Genomic DNA, 20,321 nt, shown 5'->3' with positions numbered 1-20,321 from the left:
TCGCGGTCCCGCCCAGTTCGCGAACCCCGGCACTGCCGGTCCACTCGCCCCGCTCGTCACGGACGCGCAGCTGCATCCCGGCGAACCCGGCGCCGACGAACTCCTCGACGGCCTGCCGCAGCTCCGGCCGATCCCGACCGGCGGCGGACGCCGTCGGCACGGCGACACCCGCCAGCAGCGTGGCCGCCAGAGCCGTCACTCCAGCGCGTTGGAAGATCCTGTTCTTGATACCCCTCAGTGACTTGGTCATGGTCACCACGTTCGCGTGCCGCGCTGACACGGCGCAGTCACCGCGCTGACACGGGTGTCACCTCAGGGAAAGCGGCAGCGTCCCTGAGGAGCCTCTCCACAACCCGGCACTGGGTCCGCAGTCGAATACCGGTCACGCGATCGCGAAAGCCCGTGGATGATCGGCCTTATGTCCATCCAAGACAGCGTCGGCGCGGCCATCCTCTGGACGGGCGACATCGTGACCTGCCCGTCATTCCCTACCGCTGGCGGTGCTTCGCAGGCGGCGAGGCCAAGGACGTGCGGACGGCACGTTCGACCAGGATCGGGACGAACGCGTGGATTCGAGCGCTGGCGAACCGGGATCGTTCGCGTTCGACGAGGTCATGCAGCACGGATCGGGTGACGCCGGCGTAGTCGTGGCTCACCCGGTCCTCCAATTGCGTGAAATGCAGGTCCAGCTGCTCGGTCGCCATCGTGTCCAGGGTCGGAGTGTTCATCGCGTTCTCCTCAACCTTCACCTCGATTACCTGTCTACTTCCCCCGTCAGACGACAAACAGGCGAACGGACCATGAACTATCGGTGACACCAGAGAAGGGCGGTCACGGCGGTTTCGCCGCCTCCGTCGTGACGATGCCAAGAGGCCGGGTTCCTGAAGTACGAAACCCGATACGTGTGATGCACCCCGACATCGGGCGCCCCCGGACATCCGGTGGCCAAAACACCGACACTTTGGTCACCGGATGCTACTTCTCTGCCGTGCCGGATCGTCCGCTGATGGATTCCTGATAGAGGTCCGCGTAGGTGCGCGAGTCCCCGATCAGGCCGTCGCAGAAGGCGGCGACGTCGTCGCCGAGGAGTTCCAGGACTCCCTTGCCCGCCGCGACGCCCTCCTCGAAGAAATCGACGATCCCCGGGAGCAGGGGCCCGTCGGTCAAGTCGATCGGCCCCACCTTGAAGAGGTACTTCTGAATCTCCTTGTAGACGACCTGGTAATCCGACGGAAGCGCCTTGACTCGCGCCACATGCGCCCGCCACTGCTTCTTGCCCTCGATGATGTCCTGGATGCCCACGTCAGCCTCCCAGCTGCTTCAGTTTCCTGGCGACGTTCCTGTTCAATTGCCGTCGCCAGCGGTCGCGGTAGCTCCGGCTCTGCTCTCCTCCGGCCAGCGCCGCACAGAAGCCCGAGATGTCGTCACCCAGTACCTCCCGAATTCCTTGGCCGTCGGCCGCTGTTTCTTCGAGCAGTCCCAGCGCACCGTCGAGGATCGGCATCAGGTTTCGGCCGGTGAAGTCCGAATAGGAAGAAAGATGTCCCTTGATCTCTTCCCAGGCCGCCCGGTAGTCGGCCGGTAAGGCCACGGCCCGGACTTCGAATGCCTTCCATTCCCTGGTGAGATCGCTACCTGTAATGGTCTCCCAGAAGTTCATTTCCCGCCCTCCTTGAGCTTGTCGATCCGCGAACTGACGTACTCCCACTTCGCCCAGAACGTCGCAAGCTCCTTACGCCCCGCGGCGTTGAGCGCATAGAACTTGCGCGGCGGCCCTTGCCCGGACGGTCGTTTCGTCACCTGGACGAGTCCGTTCTTCTCCAGTCGCAGCAGGATGGTGTACACCGTCCCCTCGACGACGTCGCCGAAACCGAGTTCGTTCAAGCGACGCGTGATGGCATACCCGTAGGTCTCCTCACCGCCGACGATCTGCAGCACACAACCCTCGAGCGTGCCCTTCAGCATCTCGGTCAGATCGTCCATCGTGCTCCCTTCAACCCTGGTACTCAGTGGCGCCAGGTACCAGTACAAAGTAGCACAGAGTACTGCGAGGGCGTGCGACACAGCGATGAAGCCGTGGTGAAACCGGCTGCTCGCACTCTCCTGTCATCCGTGGCCGACAGCGCCACGACGCAGAGAGGAGGGACATGACCAGCACACGAGCACGTGCACCTTCTACACCGGAGACACCACCACCAGCTGCTAACCGCAGAAGGATCCCCTAGCCGCGGGTACCACCGGGACGCTCCCAGCGGCACCCACGGCTCACCACGGGCGCGACCCACACCGGGCCCCGAGCCCGAGTACGACGTCATTGCCGAACCCGAAGCGGAACGTCAGGCCGACCACGGTCCCCACCATCGTGCTCACAGCCGACACAAGCGGATCGCACCGATTCACCACGGTCATCGTCCATCTCATCCGGCGTCGCGGTCCTTCAAGGCGGCCCTTGTTCCCCTACATGGACATCCAGGTCACACCACTGGCGGCACATCCATCCAAGATCGTGGATTGAGAACCCGTGCTCGACCAGGTCACTCGCCCTTGGCCGGTACGTCGAAAACACCCGCTACCCAGTCGGCGATGTAGGTACTCACGTGGGAAAGGTGGTCGAGTCCGATGTGCTCGGTCGCGCCCTCGTCCGGAGTGAACACGCGTAGCTCGCGCTTGGGCGAGTTGACGGCCTGGTCGTAGGAGCGGTGCGCGTAGTCGAGCGGGATCTGGCGGTCTTTCTCGCCGTGGGCGATCAAGAACGGCACGGTGATCTTCTCGACGACACCGTCGAGGTGCACGCTGTCGGCGAAGGCGATGAAGGTGTCGAGGTCGTCGTGGCCCCACACCCACAGGACGTGCTCCCAGTAGTGCGGGACCGGGCGCTCGCCTTCGCGTTCGAGACGGCGGCGCTGCACGGCACCCCAGTTGTGGTTCGCACCCCAGGCGACGCAGAGCGCGAACCGCTTCTCGAAGGCCGCGGCTCGGGGCGCGTAATAGCCGCCCAGCGACCAGCCGACGATGCCGATCCGGGCGGGGTCGACGTCGTCGCGCTGCTCGAGCCAGTCGACGGCTGCACCTGCCCAGGCTTCGCTGTCGATCCGTGCGGTGATTCCCCGCAGTCGCAGAGCTTCGCCGGTGCCGGGCTGGTCGAGCATGAGACACGAGACGCCCCGCGCAGCCAGCTCGTCCCAGTGGGCGGAGCCGTACATGTGTTCCTTGGTGGAGTCCAGGCCGTTGACGAGCAGGACCACCGGCGCCGGGCCGGAGTCGGTAGCCGGCGCGGTGCTGAAGTAGCCGGGCAGAGTCGTGCCCTGGTACGGGATTTCCACCCGGCAGACGCGTGGATCGCGCAGAGCGAACGACTTCTGGGCCAGCTCCAGGGCCCGGCGGTAGGTGGGCACCCGGCCGGGATCGGAGTGGGCGAGCATGCGCTCGGCTTGGCAGAGATAGTTGGTGGCACGGAAATACAGCTGTCCGGCGGTGCGCGTGTGACCGGCTTTCTCGGCGGCTTCAGCCTGGGTGACGAGCTGGTCGGTCAGCGCGGTCCAGGCACGCAGGAAGTCCGGGGTGCCGGCGTCAGCCCCGTGCGTGGCCGCCTCACGGATGGGACGGCAGGCGCGATCGATCTCGTCGATCAGGCCGCCGGAGTTGAGCGCGGCGACCACGCCGAGATTCCAGACGTAGTTGCCGGGGAAGTATTCGAACACGCGCGTGTCCTTTCTAGACGGTCAGCGGAGGGAAGGTCGTGCGGTGGCGTGCTCGCGGCCGTGGGCGCGCCGGTCGGACCGGCGGCAGCCGCTCGCCCGGCACGATGGTGTTGCGGATCGTGCCGATGCCTTCGACGGTCATCTCGACGACGTCGCCGGGACGCAGCGGCGGCGGGTCCGTGGCACCGCGCCGTCCCCACAGCTCGGCGAGGCAGCCTCCGTTGCCGCAGGTTCCGGAGCCCAACACGTCACCGGCGCGGACCTGGGTACCGCGGCCGGCATAGGCGACGAGTTCCTCGAACGGCCAGCCCATGTTGGACAACAGGTCCTGGCCCACTTCGACACCATTGACCGACACGCGCAGATCGAGCGCCAGGAAGCCGTCGGCGTCCCGGTAGGGCTCGAGTTCGTCCGCGGTGACCAGCCACGGACCCAGTGTGGTGGCGAAGTCCTTGCCCTTGGCCGGGCCGAGGTTGACCTTCATCTCCCGGCGCTGCAAGTCACGGGCGGACCAGTCGTTGAAGATCGTGTAGCCGAAGATCTCCACCTCCTCCGGTGCCGGAGAGGCGGCGTCACGCCCGACGACGCAGGCGACTTCCAGCTCGAAGTCCAACAGCCGCGAGCCGGGCGGGATCGCGACGTCGTCGTGCGCGCCGACCAGGGCGTACGGGTTGGCGAAGTAGAACGTCGGAGCCTCGTACCATTCGGGAACCACTCCGGCGCCGTCCCCGATCGAGGCGACCACGCCTTCGACGTGCTCCTCGAACGCGACGAAATCCCGCACCGCAGGCGGCTCCAACGGTGGCAGCAACCGGACCTCGCCGAGCGGGACGGCGGGCCCGGTCAACGCCGTCTCGCCCGCTTCCGTCGCCGCGGAGAGTCCTTCCCGCACAAGGCCGAGAACAGTGACCCCCGAAGGCAGAGCGTGGATTCCGGCATCGGACACGACGCCGGCGCAGACATGCCCGGCGCGTTCGTAGGTGGCGAAGCGCATGTGACTCCTCTCAGACCGGCGGGGCCACGAACAGCCCCTTGTCGGGATCGTTGAACGAGCGAGAGGCGACGAACTCGTTCATCGCGTTGGCCGTCCCCCACTGGTCACTGACCTCTGGCCGGGTGAAGTCGTAGAGGTGCGGATGCCAGGTGTCCTCGTCGATCAGCTCCAGCTCGGTCGTGTACTCGACCGTGTTGCCGTGCGGATCGAGGAAGTAGCTGAAGGTGTTGTTGCCCGCCAGGTGCCGTCCGGGGCCCCAGATCTTCTCCACTCCGGCTCGCAGCAGCCGTCCCGTACCGCGCATGTACTCGTCGATTCCGCGCAGCTCGAAGGACGCGTGGTGCAGTGAAGGATGCGGACCGCGGGCGATCGCCAGGCTGTGGTGCCAGGAGTTGATGCGGAGGAACCACATCATCCCGCCCATACGGGGGTGCATGAGGGTGTCGGAGAGCTTGAATCCGAGGTGCCGTTCGTAGAACAGCCGGGTGCCTTCGGGATCCGCCGAGTTGATCACGACGTGCGACAGCCGGACCGGGACGGGCTCGCCCGCCTCGATCTTCCGGTGGGCGCGGATCGCGACGTCCGCGCTGATCTCGATGGTGCGGCCTTCGTTGTCGAAGAACCGGAAGCCGTATCCCCCACCGGGCGTGGACAACGCACGCGGCTCGTGCACCAGCGCGACATCGGCGGTGGCCAGCCGGGCGGCGAGGGTGTCGACGTCGGCCGCGGTCGCCACACCGAAGGCGATGAGGTCGATCCGCTTGTCCGCGGCCTGACGGAGCCGCACGATGTACTGCTCCGGTGAGCCCTCCGCGGCGAGGAAGGCGATCCCGGTGTCGGTGTGCTCGGTGGTCAGGCCCCACGCGCCGGTGTAGAAGTCCTGTTGGCGGGCGAGGTCGGGCACGGCGAGGTCGACGTGCCGCAGGTGGGTGATCAGGCCTTCGGTCATGAGAATCCTCCGGAGAGTTCAGGCGGGCTGGGCGACGAGGGCCGCGACACGGCCCATCAAGCCGGGAACGTCGCCCTGCTCGCGGTCGAGCAGCCAGCGGCCGAGCTGGTTCGAGGCCTCGACCACGGCGGCCGCCCGGGCGACGCGTCGTTCGGTGAAAGCGCTCCACAACGACTCATCGAGCGTGTCTGTGCCGAGCAGGAGTTCACTGAGGACGGCCGCGTCTTCGAGAGCCTGGGCACCGCCCTGAGCCAAAGTGGGCGGGCAGGCGTGGGCGGCGTCGCCGATCAGCACGACGCGTCCGCGGTTCCAGGGCGCCGGCAGCGCGTGGGTCTCGAACCGCGTGTAGTTGACGCGGGCCGGATCGTCGAGCGTGGCGAGGATGTCGTCCCATGGTCCGTGGTATGCCGAGGCGAGTGCACGCATGGTGGCGAGCCGTTGTTCCGGTGTGAGCGCGCTGCGGTCTTGCGCGTCTTCGACCACGTAGGCGTAGAGCGAGTTCTCGCCGGTCGGGCAGTAGCCGGCGATGTAGCAGGGACCGCCGTAGAAGAGGTCGGTCCGGGTGACCGAAGCGGGCCGGGGCCCAAACGCGCGCCAGATCCCCATTCCGGTCGCCCGGGTCTCCAGCTCGACGCCGAGGATTCCCCGGACGGCGGAACGAATCCCGTCGGCCCCGACGACGAGGTCGTACCGGCCCGCCGAACCGTCGGTGAACTCGACGTCCACGTGGTGAGCGTCTTGACGCAGTCCGGTCACGGTGACGCCGAACCGGGTTCTCACGCCGACCGCGGCCGCGCGGTCGTGCAGGATCCGGGCGAGGTCGGGGCGTGGCATGCCGAAGGTCGCGGGCAGGTCCGGCCCGCCGGTGCGGGCGTCGGGCATCTCGAAGAGCAAGGTTCCCGCGGGATCGGGCGCGCGCAGGCCCACGCTGTCGAACCCGTATCCCGATTTCCGCACCTCCTCCCAGACACCGAGTCCGCGCAGCTCCCGCAAAGCGTTGCCCTGCAAGGTGATTCCGGAACCGAGGCTCGCGATACCGGGATCGATCTCGACGAGGTCGACGGTGACATCCCCTTCGGCCAGGCGGATGGCGGTGGCAGCGCCGGCGAGGCCGCTGCCGACCACGAGGACGGTGTTGACGGCGGGCATGGGACTCCTTCGGCTACTTGACGGCGACGGGCGCGACCGGGGCCCCGACGGCGCCGGTCACGGGCAGTGGGTCGGCGGTCAGCCAGAATTCGTAGGTTCCGTCGTCGGCGCAGTCGCCCGCGAGCGCGTCGAGGTCCCACATCTCCCCCAGGTACAACCCGAGATGCGGGATCGCGACCTGATGAAGTGGCTGGAAAGCGCCGTCGAACTCGTTGGGCCGCACCTCGAATCCCCAGGTGTCGGTGGCGATGGCGGCGATCTCGGTGTCGTGCAACCAATCCACTGTGGAGAAGGACAGGCCCGGCGATGGCCCGCCTGCGTAGTCGCCCCAGCCTTCCCGCCGGGCACGGGCGAGCCTGCCGGTGCGCACCAGCAGGAGGTCGCCACGGCCGACGCGGGCGGTCTTGCCGTGCGCGGCGATGGTGGCTTCGAGGTGTTCGGTCGTGATCGCGAATCCGTCCGGCAACTCGCCGCCCTCACCGAGCACGCGACCGACGTCCAAGAGCACGCCTCGGCCGGCGATCCGCCCTGAAGCCGTTTCGATCCCGGTGAACCGGTCGCCTTCACTGGTGACGACGTCGCCGGCCTTCCGGCCGTTCCAGGCGCAGCCTCGGTCGAAGATGTGGCCGAGCCCGTCCCATTGGGTCGAGGCCTGCAAGGGCATGAACACCACGTCGTCGGCTCCGCCGAAACCGTGCGGGAAGCCCTGCGTGCCACGCTCCGCGTCCAGGCCGGTGTCCAGCATCGTGTGCACCGGATTGGTCCGTCGGCGCCAGCCCTTCTGCGGTCCATCCGACTCGAACCGCTGAGCCAGCGAAAAACTCACCCCACGCCGCACCAGCGCGGCGCCCTCCCGGCGTTTCGCGTCATCCAGGAAGTTCAGCGTGCCCAGCACATCGGTATCACCCCAGCGATCCCAGTTCGAGCAGCGTTTCGCCGCCGCGGCGATGGCGCCTTCGGGGTCGGTGCGATCCAGGTGCATGTCGGTTCCTCCTCGAGCGACACCACCCACGGTCCGGCATCTCCGCACATCCGGGAAGACGAATCCGGTGATGCGGACTATTCGTCCGGTGAATACGCTTGGCCCGGTGAACCTGGTGAGCCTCGACCTGAATCTGCTGGTGACACTGGACGCGCTGCTCGACCAGCGCAGTGTGAGCCGGGCCGCCGAACAGGTCGGCCTGAGCCAGCCCGCGGTGTCCGCACAACTCGCCCGGTTACGCCGGCACTTCGGCGACGACCTGCTGGCCCGCTTCGGCAACCAGTACCGGCTCACACCACTTGCCATTCAGCTCCGCGGCCGCGTCCGCACGGCCATCACAGGCGTCGAGCGCGTCTTCGCAGCCGAACCCGACTTCGACCCGGCGCTGTCCGAACGCGAGTTCTCCTTGGTCATGAGCGACTACGGCGTCGCCGTAGTCGGCGCCGACCTCGCCGCGGCGCTCGCACGGGAAGCACCCAACACCCGCCTGCGGTTCATCGCCAACACCCCGAACCTGGTCGACAACGCGGCGCAGACGTTGACCGGGGTCGATCTCCTGGTGATGCCACACGGATTCGTCGACGGCCTCCCGCACTCCGACCTCTATCGCGACGACTGGGTCTGCTTGGTGTCCGCGGACAACACCGACATCGGCGAGCTCACCGTGGACCAGCTCCGAGTGATGCCTTGGGTCGTCTCCTACCACGGGCCCACCGCCTCGACTCCCGCCGCACGCCAGATGCGGATGCTCGGGATCGAACCGCACGTCCAAGTGGTCACCGAGAACTTCCTGACAGTCCCCGGCCTGGTCGCGGGAACCGGCCGGGTCGCGCTCATGCAGCGACGCCTGGTCGATCGGGTGCCACCCGGACTCGTACGCGCGCTCCCCTGCCCGTTCGAGGTGAGCCCACTGGTCGAGGCCGCCTGGTGGCACCCGATGTACGAACACGATCCGGAACACGTCTACTTGCGCGACCTGCTGGTCCCGATCACGGGTGAGCTCACCGATACGCGACTGACGTGAGCCTCGTGTCAGTCCCAGGCGTGGAACCCTTGGCCGGCTTTGAGATACAGCTCTGTGATCCGGCGCTCGATCGCGTCGGCACGAGCGTCGTCGGCGACACGCTCGTGGTGCGCACCGCCGCGGCGTCGGCCTGTTGGTGAGCGAGCGTAGCTTCGGCGGAGTGCTGGCGACGCCAAGCGAGGTACAGCGCGACCACGCCGCCACTTCCGACACCGATACTGAGCCCTATCTTCAGCGTGTTCAGCCGCGCGTTCACTAGTTCGACGCCGTTGAGCCCAGCGGTGGCCGACCACCACAGCACGGTCACCACTCCGGCAGTGAAGATAGTGATCACGACCGCGGTCATCCACATAGCCGTCGGCGTCAGCTCCCGCAGCCGCCTTCCCGTCGTGGATACCAGGGTGTTGCTGGTCGCGGGCCGCGCGTCGTCGGTCATACCCTGAGTCGTCGCGGAATCCGGTCGAGATGTTGCATGCCCGCAATGATCACACCGACGAATCTGTCCGCGGTCGTCGACTGGCGCTGGTCGGGATCGACCGCGTCCAGCCTGTTGCGGTCGCGACGACGCGTTCGCAACAGGCTCCAGGCACGTCGCCGACCAGGCAGCCTGCGAGGAACAGTCGCGATCGTTGCACAGATTAACCACCGCTAAGAAGTAGCTCGGCTTCAAATAAGCAGGCAATCAAGTCGCAGTCGACAACGTTCCTTATATTATCGACAGCAACTACTCTCACCACTCCTGCAAGTACCTGATCACCGAGGGAGCGTCCTTCGCCAGAGCACTACGCCAGCTCAGCAAGCCAGCGTTCTGCAGTCTTCCTACAATAGTAATAGGGTGAACTACAATAGTAATAGGGTGAACACCAAGCACACTCGCTGCCCGAGATAGCGGTCGCATGCCCTGTGCGGACTGGGATGTCTTGCGCGACGGTCACACCCCTCAGGAACGCCACTCGGAACTGGACCTGGAGAACCTGGGACAGAGCGGAAAGCTAGCCGGTGGCCAGGTGCGCGCGCTCGAGCAAGCAGCCGTCGAGAACCTCTGCCCCGCGAACCTCGCGGCCTACCAGCGATCAGCCTCTCGTTAACAGGATCTCGGCGACGGTCATAGGACTTCTACGCCCACCCGCCAGCCGCTGATGCTCGGACAACACTTCGCGATTGCCGGCCGATCCGAGCCGGGTTTAGCGAAGCAAGGCTCCTCACATGCGCAACTTGCGGCCGCCGCATGGATTCTCATTGGGTCCACAACCGGCCCGGCTACCGCTGCCGCCACGGCCACACCAGCGCACACCAACCCACCGTCGAACGACCGAAAACGATCTACCTCAGGGAAGACCACCTCATCGACAGCCTGACCGCACACCTAGGCGACTTCGACGACCACACGCTCCACGGCCACGCCCGCATAGTCGCCAGCAAACTCCGCAACGCAGGCTCGATCATCATCTACCACAGCGAGGATGGACTCTCACAACGAGAGAAGAAGCGTCGATCTACACTACGAGCGCCAACGCAAACGGCTCGCTCAAGTGATCTTGAGCGAGCCGTGGGGTAATGATGTGTCCGAGGGGGGAGGTGAGCCCCTTCGAGCGGGAAATCGCCCGTGATACGGGAGATCATCTGCGAACCGTAGCAGAAGGCCTGCAATACCTTGAGTCTAGTCATCCGGCGCGTCGCAGTGCTGACATCAACCCCTTCAGCCCTATCGTCGCCTTGACGATCCAGCCATTGGTTCAGCAAACGGCTACCAGAAACGGCATGCGCTCCTACCCGATCCACCGATGGCGTGTTGCTACTTCAGAGCTTCGAGTGCGCGTAGGAATGCATCCTCAGTCACGACAGGAATTCCCAGCGCCCGCGCATCTTTCGCCTTGCCGGACAACGAATCCGGGTCCGCCGCGGCGACAACCTTGGTTCGTTTGCTCACTGAGCTCACCACCCGAAGCCCCAGCGCCACCGCCTCCGCTTTAAGGTCGTTGCGCTCGCGCCGCATGGAACCCGTCAGGACGATTCGGTCGCCGGGGCGCAGCACGAGCCCGCCGACGCTGACTTGCGCTGCCCGCGATTCCGGTCGGTCTGGCGGCGACGCTTGTTCCTGGCTCAGGACTCGATCAACTTCACTTGCGTCCAAACCGAGCAGCGCAGCAACCGCCTCCAGGTCTTGCCGCTCGTCTTCAGACACGAACCCGTCCACCCAGGCAGCTCGTGCGAGGTCACGTAGGTAGTCATGATGAACGCCGATCACTTCCGCCTTGTGGAGGCCGAACTCGTGCGCGACCTCGACCAGTGCGTCAGCCTCCGAAATCGAGATCTGCCGGTCGAGCAAGGCACCGTCCAGCACGGAGAGATATGCGTCTTTCTCCGGTTCACCATCACGAGGCACACGGTCCACCAGCCGTGCGAGAAAGTGCGGCTCACTCCGTGCCCGCGATCGTCGGTGCACCGGCTTGGCCAAGTTCCGCCTCAACACGGGCAGTTCCCAGTGAACTGTCGCCGGTGACAGCCTTTGCGAGGCGACCAGCCTCGGCGCTTCTGACAGCATGCGACCGAACAGTCGGGCGGCGGCGACGGCGTCCCCGTGGGCGGTATGGAATCGCACGCCGCCTACACCGACCATCCTGCAGCACTCGACAAGCGACCGTTGGACACCGGGAAACACGGTGCCGGCCAAGCGCATGGTGCACAGGCCCCCGGACAGATACCGGGACACGTCCACACCTATACGCTGAAATTCAGCGTATAGGTGCATGGAGTCGAACTGCAGATTATGCGCGACGACGATCCGACCTCGGAAGAGTTCGAGGATGTCTCCCGCGAACTGCTCGAACCTCGGAGCCTGTCGCACCTCGGCGGCACGGATCCCGTGAATGGCCTGGGGTCCGAGGTCACGATCCGGGTTCACCAGCGTCGACCACTCGTTGGTGATCGAACCAGCGTGGTCAACGTGGACGACCGCGATCTCGGCCACGCGGTGATGAAAGCCGGGCAGAATCCCCGTCGTCTCGGTATCGACGACGGCATATCCGAGCGGTGCCGTCATAGCGGAAGCCGAGTGGTAAGTCCGGACTTCACCGCTGTGAGCCACGAAGGCGGCAGCGGATCGGCCTCGCCATGGACCTCTCGCACATACCGTCGCCGTTTGACACCCTCCGTCTCCGACCAGTGCCGAACAAGCCAGCGCAACACCTGTACCACTGTCAACGCACTCGAGCCGACAGGCGTCTTCCCTGCTACGACAACGACTTTCGAGAGCGCTCGCAAGTCAGCGAAGCCATCGAGCCGCTTCGCGTTGAGATCACGGCTCCAAGCCAGGTCGGCAACGTTCTTCAGCTCACCTTTTGCCGCCGCGACAGTCTTTTCGTAGGCGGCGCGGCACCCCACGATGTCGGCGAAGCACTCAAGCGGCGAGAAGACCTGCATCGTCCACCACTTCTCCGCTTCGATCCCTGCGGCCTTCGTGATGCGCTCGAGGACATCGTCCAACTCGTTTGGGACCAACGCGGTAATCGCCCGACGCTCCAGCAGAACGAGAAGGCGACGAGCCGCCTCCGGCGACGTGAAGAGCAGGTCGAGCGGATAGATCCACGCCCCCACCGGCATCCCTTGCGGGCTCACATGCCAAACCGCGAGAGACTCCGTCCCCTGTTCCCCAGGGCCGATCACGACCACGGCACTTGCCGGAGCCGCCAGAGCAATCCCGATCTCCGCGCCTACTGCTTCCAACTCATCGATATCGTCCACGCGGTACCCACTCTCGCGAAATTCTTCCGAACGACTCGTCAAGTCGCCGCAGGCCACGACGTGTTACACGCTGCCGCTCAGCCGAGACGTAGCCGATACGCCTACCCGGCTAGACCCGGACCGCGCAGATTAGCCTGATCCCACGGGAACGCGGCTCTAGAAATTCCGGTCGCGTACGTTTGTGTCCCTGACGAGGACCCTGTCAAGGATGTCCTCCGACTGCCACCTCTTAACTAGCATGCTTTCGGTCTCGAAACGATCACTGTTCGGTTCAGGCGTTACGCGGACTCCTGAAGGCAGCGACTACTCCATATGGCCATTCCCGTCGTATTCAACGCGCCCGGCACGTTGCTCAAAGCCGCGCGCAGCGGGACCGAGTTCCGTGTGAGCACGCTCGGCACCGAGTCGCTGCGTGTCAGCCAGAAGCCGGAACATCAACTCCCCGCGGACGCGATTCGGGACGCCTTGCTCTCCGGTGACCAAGGGCTCGATCCACGAGGTATCCGAGTAGCGGGTGCCCGCATCACGGGAAGACTGGACCTTCGGCACGTCCACCCTGACATCGGGCTGGCCCTGGTCGGCTGCGCGTTCGACCACGAGCTGACGATCGAGGAGGCGCATCTTCCTTGGCTGGCCTTGACCGGCTCCTCTATGCCGAGGCTCGCCGCGAACGGGCTCGAAGTCGACGGCAAGGTCGACCTCGATGCCGGATTCACCGTCGCCACGGCCGACGGCCACGCGGTCGAGCTGATCGCCGCTCATATCCACGGCAAGCTGAACCTTTCGGGAGCGCGTCTCATCAGCAAGTCTGGATCGGGGCTGGCCGCCGACCGGCTCCGCGTAGACGGTTCCCTCTGTCTCAAGGAGCAGTTCTACGCAAGCGGAGCCGGTCAGAAGGGAACCTTGAGTCTCGCCGAAGCCCGCATCGGCGGACAGCTGATACTCACCCAAGCCGAACTCGTGAACGATTCAGGGCCGGCCTTCATTGGCGAACAGCTCACCGTCGACGGCGCGGTCTTCATGTCCGAACCGTTCAAAGCGGTCGGTCACGGGTCGGATGGCACTATTCGCCTACGCTCGGCGACCCTCGGCAACGGACTGGTGCTCGACGGCGCGCGGCTCACCAATGACTCCGGACCGGCCTTCTCGTCCGACGGAATCCGGATAGCGGCAGATCTGTCCATGAAGAACGGTCTCCAGGTCTCGGGCTACGGAGAACGTGGGGCAGTCCGTATGACGGGTGCTCGCATCGCCGGGGAACTGGACGCCTCCAGCGCACAGATCAGCAACAGCACCGAGCCCGCCATCTCGGCTCGCGACCTTCAGGTCGGTGAGTCGATCTATCTGTGCGAAGGCTTCACAGCCCGAGGAGAAGGTCCGTACGGAGCGGTGCGCCTGACCGGGGCGGACATCGGCACCCAGCTCGTCGGCAACGCGGCTCGGATCACCAACGCATCAGGCCCCGCTCTCGCCGCCGACCGGCTCCACGTGCACAACGACATCGACTTCAGCACAGACGTCCGGCTCACCGGTTCGGTCGTCCTCGCCGGCGCTGTGATCGAGGGAGAACTCGACCTCACCGGTATCGAACTCCTCGACAAGAACGGCCGAATCCTCGACCTCACCGCCACCAAAACGAGAGAGTTCGCCCTGTCCCCCGCCAAGATCTGCTCCGACGACAGGGACCACGCGACCTCAGCCGCCGAAGTCAACGTCGCCGGCTTGACCTACGCGTTCTTCCCAGGCGTGGACTCCGATCGCTGGCGGCATCTTCTGCGTCACCACACCCCCGAATACAGCCCGCAGCCCTACCAGCAGCTCGCTCTCCTGCTCAAGTCATACGGACACGACAACGAAGCCCGCACGGTTCTCCGCGCCCAGCAGGACGACCTCCGTGCCCGCGGAGACCTCGGCGGCTGGTTCACCCGCGGTATTCATTGGCTCTGGGGCAAATTCGCCGGCTACGGCTACCGCATCCGCAGAGTCGCCGCCGCACTGGGTTGCGCCCTGATACTCGCCTCACTCCTCGGAATCATCGCCGGAAGTGTCACCGGAGACAACGGACGACGCGTCGCGGCACCGGTCTCCGCAACCGCTCCAGCAGGTACCACCTGCTCGCTCATCGAGCGTGTCGGACTGGGTCTCGACCGGGGCCTCCCGTTGGCGACAACCGGAATCCGCAGCCGATGCGACCTGGACACCTATTCCTCAACGGGGCAGCTCTTCACCGCAGGACTGTGGCTGATCCAGCTCGCTGTCTGGGCGCTGGCGACCCTGGCGATCGCCGGCTACACCGGTCTCATCCGCCGGCTCTCATAGCCGCTCCCTCCCGAGCGTCAGACCAGCCCGAAGCCCTGAATCGAGGAACATGAACGTCCGCCAGATCTCGACAGCCGTATCGGCTACCGGAAAGCACCGCAGGCACCACCTCCACGAGGCCACGTGAAGAGTCATTCCTCGATTCGTTGCAGTCTGACAGCTCGGTCATCGCCCGCGGCTGCCAATCCGTCCACGAGGCGGCGCCATCGTGTGAGCTGTTCCAGCTGCATGTCGTAGCCTGAGTGGATGGTCTCGAGCCAGTCGATCAGGTACCAGCATCGGTAGGCGATGGCGTCGTACGTGCCGTGGATCAGTTCTTCAACCCAGGCCAGTCCTGTGTCCCGCTGCCATTCCAGCGGAGCGCATTTCGCGAGATTTACGAGTGCGTCGAGGGCTTTGGGCTCGCGGCGTGCGATCCGCATCCAGCGAGCTACGAGGTCAGCGAGGAAGTCTGGGTGCATCCAGCCTTGGCGAGCATGAGCCAGGGTTGCGTCGATATCAACGTCGCTGATGTCGATGGTGGGGACAGGTAGCAGGGCTCCGAGCGCGTAATCGACCCAGTGATCGTTGGCGTATAGCACGGTCCCATCGCCGATGGCGTCCAAGGCTGTCTCCAGCGCGATAGACCAAACTCGCTCAAGAGAAATACGTGCGTCGTCGTCATAGGTGAACAGCATCGCAAGGTCGTGCAGAAGGCTATGCAAAGCGTGGGCATTGGATGCGAGCTCTCGCACGTACATCTTCAACGGGTCTGTACTTCCGTTGATAGCCAGGTCAAGGATCACACATACCCCATGTTTGCTGTGTCGGTTCTCGTATCCTTCCCTGGACCAGTGGTCGGTGGCGCGAAGGTGTGCATCGAGCAAGGCATCGGTGAGTTTCCGCGCCTGATCTTTGATGCAGCTGTCATTGCGTGACGCCGATGCGGCGGCGATCAGGGGAGGAATGAGCGACGTCAGATAGAGCTGTTCGCTCTCCACCTGATGAAGGGTCTGCTCGTACGGGCCTTCGAGGGGCAGTCGGCCGCGTCGTCCGGTGACGGAGTCCCAGTCATCGAGGCGGCAGTCTTGCAGGCCCGTCCGCACAATGTCCAGGACGGCTTCGTGGCGGCACTCTCCTGATAGCTGGTCGATTTTGCACGGCGCGAACCAGACCCGTTCGACAGCTGTGGCTGCCGCGATTCGAACTTCGTTGTAGTGGCTTGTGGTGCATTGTCCGAGAGCGTTAATGATCGCTTGTTGGTCGAGGTTGGTGTCCTCGGATGCCACGGCGAGCAGCGCCGGCAACCCGGTCGCCGCGGAACGATCTGCGCCGAGCGAGTAGAAGGATCCGGGTTCGTAATCGCTGGAACTGGGTTCGGTAATTGCCCGGATGAGGACATCGGCCGCCCATCGGAGGTCATCACCTGGTACCTGCACGCGGTCGTCGGCATGTGCGACAGCTGCGGCCGCGGCGACGGCGGCTATCGGGTCCAGGGGGTCGAGCGTAATGTCGGGCAGATCTTCACCGAACGAACGCGCAAGGGCGATATCGGCCAGAATGTTATCCACCGGTGCGACACGTTCGGCAGACTTGGCGTATGTGTTCTGCAGTCGTAAGGCTTCGTTGTTGCGGGCAAACTTCTCAGCTTCGGGCTGCATACGAGTGGCCAGTGGTTCGGAATGCTTGTACTGCACAACAAGGTTGCCCTCCTCGCCCGATTCCAGGTGGTAATTGTCCGGCCTGAATGTCGCGGCCCACCCTTGTACAGAGGTGAGAAACCGGTCGATCTGTTCGTCGCCAACAGAGTCTGCCATGAGTTCGTCAGCACGCCGAACGAGGTCTTCACCTACCTTAGAAAGCTCATTCAGTCTAGTCTGATCACCGGCGAGAACGGCACCAATAGTAAACTCGGCGGCAACGTCGCGGAGGGTCATCCTCCGGCGAGAACGACCAACAACGTCCGGGGCATCTAGGCCCTGGACATGGTGGATACCTTCTCCGGTAACCCGACTGAATTCCAAGTGCCACACGTCGGGGTTGCGCATCCAATCGTCGAGCAAAGGACCTGCCTGTTCCAGATGTCGCGTGAGGAACCCGACCAGCAGGCCAGGCATGGCAAGGTTGTTGCAGCCGCGTAGCAGCAGCTGAACTACCTTGTCCAACGACACTTCGGCGATGGACACAAGCTGGTCGGCGAGCCGCTCGACAGCGAGCAACGCACTCATACATGGGTACGGGCCAACTGACGATCCTCGATACCAGGACCATACGTGCCCATCCCCAATGCAGGTCCGAACGCCGATGCCTGGCAGCTCCAAGTCCACGCCGGGCAACTCATCAGCGGATGTTGGAATGGACTTGTCTCGGCCGGTAACGCGGACAATCGCCGCGTGATCCAGCATTCGGTTAATCATCTCTATCGCAGGCACCATTCGAACGCGCAACAGCTGCCAGAACGGTCCGTGCTGCCACGCAACCATCCGCTCTGAAAAGCCAGATCTACCGCGATGCCGTCGAATGCCTCCATCGAAAGAGTAAGAATCAGACCAATCATACTTGGCCTTCGTGACGTCATAGCGCTTGATGTAATAGGCCTCCGCCAAGGCCAGCAGGAGGTCTGGTTGTCGCCGGGCCATCATCTCCGCAGGCCAGAAGCGCTCTACCACCGGTTCGAGATGACCGGCGCAATCGTCGGCGATGCCTCTCAGGAACGCCTCGACGTGCTCGTCGAGATCAGGCCCGAGCATCGCGAGTGCCTCCACCGCGAAATCGTCCCAGTGCTTAGGCTTCGCAGCGAGGATGCGGTCCCGCACTCGTTGCCGAAGCGGGACAGGTTGGACGTTGTCTGCTGACACCAGTCCACGCAGCCAGGCAAGCACCAGTTCGCGGATTGAACGATCGAGGTTGTCTTTCCCGAAGTCGTCGTCCGTGGGTACGGCTTCGTCGCGGCAAAACGTCAATTCGACCAGCGGTCCGAGGACAATTGGATCGCCGACATCGCCTGTGGCCTGGCGCTGCATGGCAATACGGATCGCGGTGCGCAACCCGGCATGCTGGTCGCGCTGCAGGTCGGGCCATGCTTGCTGGAGAACGTCCGAGGCATCGCCGAGGGTGAGCACCGCCTCCCACGGCACGTCCGACCACCGCGATCCGTGCTTGGCTGCGAACTGCTCGAAGGTTGTGCGCATCATGCTGAACGAGCGCCTGAAGTCGGTCGAGTCGAGGAGTTGGGCTTGGCATGCCACGCGGGCGGCGCGGAGAGCCCAGCGCGGCGCCTCGGCGGCGGCTAGGAGATCGAAGCCGTCGGTGACGAGCATGCGCACGATCGCCATGTCGCGGACGAGATCGCTGGCGAATCGATCAGCCGCGCTCCAAGCGCTCTTCGCGCTGAGGACCACTAGCAAACCGTCTGAACGCAGAGAAGGCAACGTTGCCGGATCTGGCAACGTGGTGTTGTTCTGAGGAAGTAGCTCGCGTCGGGCCAATGTCCTCAGAGCCTGATCACGTGCATCAGGAGACGGCCCCCCTGGCTGCAGGATCTCGCCGCGGCGTACTAGGTGATGCCACACCACTGCGAAGAGACCTGCTTCCGACACTTGCCCTTCGGGCGCCGACACGTCCGGTCCAGACCGCAACACCATGTCGACGAGACCAAGTCTGCCCAGAAGCCACACTGCTCGCTGGTCGTCGGCCCATCGGCCCAGCTGTGGGAATACCTTGACCAGATGTTCGATCTCGGCCGAAGTCAGCCGAGGAACCTCGTGCTCGCGGACCACACTGTCAGTTGCGGCACGGTTACCCTCGAGACTCTGCGCAGCCTGCTCTAGCAGTCCGCGAACCGCTGCGGAACCATCCGAGCGGGTCACAGTCACCACACCGAGGCCGGCGGCCATGGCGGCACGGGCGAGGGCTGACAGCAACTGCGAACGGCCTTCAAGCACTGATTCTGCACCGTCGATGATCAGCAGGCGTCCCACAGTTCCCATTGCAGACGCACTCAGAACTGTGGTGAGGCTAGCGCCGAGCCGCGCCTCGAAATCCGCCAGTGTCGCGGGCATTTCGCGCAGGTTGAGCACCATGACCGCGGCGCCATTGGCTCGCAACCGCTGAGCAGTCCTCAGAACCAGTGCCGACTTGCCAGCATCGGGCTCGCCAGTAACGACCAGCGCAGATACCTCAACCGCAGCCTTAGCCATCTCTTTGGCCAACGTCTCGGCGGCCCCGGCACGCGTCAGTTCCAGGCGGTTTTTGGCTCCGGCCAGTCCGAATTGCACGAAGGCTTCGGCGGTTTCTGCCAGCCGGTCCAGAACCTGCCACGCCATCGCGTAGGAATGCGAACGGTCGATCGCCGTCCCGGACAAGTCTCGGCGCAACGAGCTTTCCGTGACACGGGCGCCCGTGGGGGCAAAGCCCTGAGACAGTCTCTCCAGCGCTTTGAACAGAGCCTCTGCACTTGTCAAGGTTTTGTCTGGAACGACGCTCCGGAGGCGACTCACGACGGTGGTGCGGTCAGACTCATCGCCTGAATCCAGTCGTAACTCAATCAGCCGCAATACGTGGAGAACCCGCCACGTCAATTCGGAACTGGCGGCGGTGGTGCTCACCTTCTCGTCAGCAGCAGCCTTGGCGATCAACGCGTCGAAATGCACCAAGCGTTTGCGCACCGCCTCGTTCGTACGTTTCGGTCGCCGCACAGCAGCTCGGAACGATCCCTCGTCAGGTTGCCCCTGAGCGATCACGGCAAGCTCACGCACCTGCTGTACGGCGGTATTCGGGCTCGCAACCGCGAGCGCCAACCGCCAATTGCCCGTAGATACCTCCTGCCAGTGGTCGGTGACTACCCGCAAGTAGGAAACAAGGAGCTCGGCCGTGGAGTCATCACTGGCGGTGATCTTGGGGTCTCGTCGGACCCCGATTGACAACCGCCGCCGTACACCGCCAGCGGTCTCACCTGCCACGACCACATCATCAACAGGACTAGTACTGCTGTCCTGAAAAGACACCTCCGCCGGTGTCACATCGTCACCCAACGCCGTCACGGGATCACCCAAAAGCAGATCAGCCAGCAAGACAGCGCCAAACCGATGCTCCAGCACGGTACCGCCACCGCCCGTCGAGTATGGACTAGCTGACTGCCCGGTGCTGTCTCCGCTCACCATCCCATCACCATATGACCGACCACCGACACAACCGCAAGCCCACGCCGTTCCGGAACCCGCCGCTACCGCAGCCATGCGGCGACTACAAGCCACGCCGATAGATCACGCCCGCTCAGACACGAGCGCGCCGCGTGGTTGTGTATCAGCCATACCGAGACTGAAATCCTTCAGGAGACTCTCACCGCCAACTGGAAGCCGTTCTACTGCCTTCGCCCGGCGACGATTCGACGGTTGATACCCGGAGCCAGGTCGCGAACAGGTACCTGATCACCGCCGGCCGATCCGACGGGCTCGATCCCGTCGGCTGCGGTACGGACG

At 64.7% G+C, this 20,321-nt stretch carries 16 protein-coding genes and 1 pseudogene; 3 read left to right on the top strand and 14 right to left on the bottom strand.

What is annotated here, in order from left to right:
- The 10 genes and pseudogenes from ACLJRL_RS29800 to ACLJRL_RS29755 form a co-directional block, all read right to left on the bottom strand.
- A pseudogene (locus ACLJRL_RS29800) lies at nucleotides 1–250 on the bottom strand (alkaline D-peptidase); the annotation flags it as partial.
- Nucleotides 251–488: 238 nt separating this feature from the next.
- Nucleotides 489–728 carry a three-helix bundle dimerization domain-containing protein gene (locus ACLJRL_RS29795; RefSeq protein WP_410659631.1) on the bottom strand — a complete coding sequence of 80 codons (240 nt, stop codon included), beginning with the start codon at nucleotides 726–728 and terminating at the stop codon, nucleotides 489–491.
- A 247-nt stretch (nucleotides 729–975) separates the two neighbouring features.
- Nucleotides 976–1,302, bottom strand: coding sequence for a DUF1048 domain-containing protein (locus ACLJRL_RS29790; RefSeq protein ID WP_410659630.1), 327 nt, complete (start codon nucleotides 1,300–1,302; stop codon nucleotides 976–978).
- Nucleotide 1,303: 1 nt separating this feature from the next.
- Nucleotides 1,304–1,660: a DUF1048 domain-containing protein gene (locus ACLJRL_RS29785; RefSeq protein WP_410659629.1), complete on the bottom strand. Its 357-nt coding sequence runs from the start codon at nucleotides 1,658–1,660 to the stop codon at nucleotides 1,304–1,306.
- On the bottom strand, nucleotides 1,657–1,983 hold the full coding sequence (locus tag ACLJRL_RS29780; RefSeq protein WP_410659628.1) for a PadR family transcriptional regulator: 327 nt from the start codon (nucleotides 1,981–1,983) through the stop codon (nucleotides 1,657–1,659). Before ACLJRL_RS29780 ends, ACLJRL_RS29785 begins: the two co-directional genes overlap by 4 nt.
- A 551-nt stretch (nucleotides 1,984–2,534) precedes the next feature.
- Complete coding sequence (locus ACLJRL_RS29775; RefSeq protein WP_410659627.1) at nucleotides 2,535–3,701, bottom strand: alpha/beta hydrolase family protein; 1,167 nt, start codon at nucleotides 3,699–3,701, stop codon at nucleotides 2,535–2,537.
- Between the two features lie 13 nt (nucleotides 3,702–3,714).
- Nucleotides 3,715–4,695: a fumarylacetoacetate hydrolase family protein gene (locus ACLJRL_RS29770; RefSeq protein WP_410659626.1), complete on the bottom strand. Its 981-nt coding sequence runs from the start codon at nucleotides 4,693–4,695 to the stop codon at nucleotides 3,715–3,717.
- A 10-nt stretch (nucleotides 4,696–4,705) separates the two neighbouring features.
- Nucleotides 4,706–5,644, bottom strand: a complete 939-nt coding sequence (locus tag ACLJRL_RS29765) for a VOC family protein (protein WP_410659625.1) — start codon at nucleotides 5,642–5,644, stop codon at nucleotides 4,706–4,708.
- 18 nt (nucleotides 5,645–5,662) lie between these two features.
- Entirely contained in the window at nucleotides 5,663–6,793 is a 1,131-nt protein-coding gene (locus ACLJRL_RS29760; protein WP_410659624.1) for an FAD-dependent monooxygenase, read from the bottom strand.
- 13 nt (nucleotides 6,794–6,806) lie between these two features.
- Entirely contained in the window at nucleotides 6,807–7,775 is a 969-nt protein-coding gene (locus ACLJRL_RS29755; RefSeq protein WP_410659623.1) for a cyclase family protein, read from the bottom strand.
- 106 nt (nucleotides 7,776–7,881) lie between these two features.
- On the opposite strand from ACLJRL_RS29755, the gene ACLJRL_RS29750 reads away from it, so the two are divergent.
- Entirely contained in the window at nucleotides 7,882–8,799 is a 918-nt protein-coding gene (locus tag ACLJRL_RS29750; RefSeq protein WP_410659622.1) for a LysR family transcriptional regulator, read from the top strand.
- Here ACLJRL_RS29750 and ACLJRL_RS29745 read toward each other — a convergent pair.
- Nucleotides 8,777–9,235 carry a hypothetical protein gene (locus ACLJRL_RS29745; RefSeq protein WP_410659621.1) on the bottom strand — a complete coding sequence of 153 codons (459 nt, stop codon included), beginning with the start codon at nucleotides 9,233–9,235 and terminating at the stop codon, nucleotides 8,777–8,779. The genes ACLJRL_RS29750 and ACLJRL_RS29745 overlap by 23 nt on opposite strands.
- 735 nt (nucleotides 9,236–9,970) lie before the next feature.
- Between ACLJRL_RS29745 and ACLJRL_RS29740 the strand changes: the two genes are divergently transcribed.
- Nucleotides 9,971–10,357 (top strand): zinc ribbon domain-containing protein, encoded by a 387-nt coding sequence (locus ACLJRL_RS29740; RefSeq protein WP_410659636.1) that lies wholly within the window; start codon nucleotides 9,971–9,973, stop codon nucleotides 10,355–10,357.
- 237 nt (nucleotides 10,358–10,594) lie between these two features.
- Here the strand turns inward: ACLJRL_RS29740 and ACLJRL_RS29735 are convergent, their stop codons facing one another.
- Complete coding sequence (locus ACLJRL_RS29735) at nucleotides 10,595–11,842, bottom strand: exonuclease domain-containing protein (protein WP_410659620.1); 1,248 nt, start codon at nucleotides 11,840–11,842, stop codon at nucleotides 10,595–10,597.
- A complete protein-coding gene (locus ACLJRL_RS29730; protein WP_410659619.1) occupies nucleotides 11,839–12,543 on the bottom strand; it encodes a DUF6218 family protein in 705 nt (234 codons plus the stop codon). The genes ACLJRL_RS29735 and ACLJRL_RS29730 overlap by 4 nt, the downstream gene beginning before the upstream one ends.
- Nucleotides 12,544–12,855: 312 nt before the next feature.
- Here ACLJRL_RS29730 and ACLJRL_RS29725 point away from each other — a divergent pair, with 312 nt between their 5' ends.
- Entirely contained in the window at nucleotides 12,856–14,862 is a 2,007-nt protein-coding gene (locus ACLJRL_RS29725; protein ID WP_410659618.1) for a hypothetical protein, read from the top strand.
- A gap of 131 nt (nucleotides 14,863–14,993) precedes the next feature.
- Here ACLJRL_RS29725 and ACLJRL_RS29720 read toward each other — a convergent pair whose 3' ends face one another.
- On the bottom strand, nucleotides 14,994–20,003 hold the full coding sequence (locus tag ACLJRL_RS29720; RefSeq protein ID WP_410659617.1) for a hypothetical protein: 5,010 nt from the start codon (nucleotides 20,001–20,003) through the stop codon (nucleotides 14,994–14,996).
- Between the last annotated feature and the right edge of the window lie 318 nt (nucleotides 20,004–20,321).

Source organism: Amycolatopsis sp. lyj-112 (assembly GCF_046549055.1).
Taxonomy (GTDB): Bacteria; Actinomycetota; Actinomycetes; order Mycobacteriales; family Pseudonocardiaceae; genus Amycolatopsis.
The sequence above is the reverse complement of the archived record's forward strand: the minus strand, read 5'-3'. Positions and strand labels throughout refer to the sequence as shown.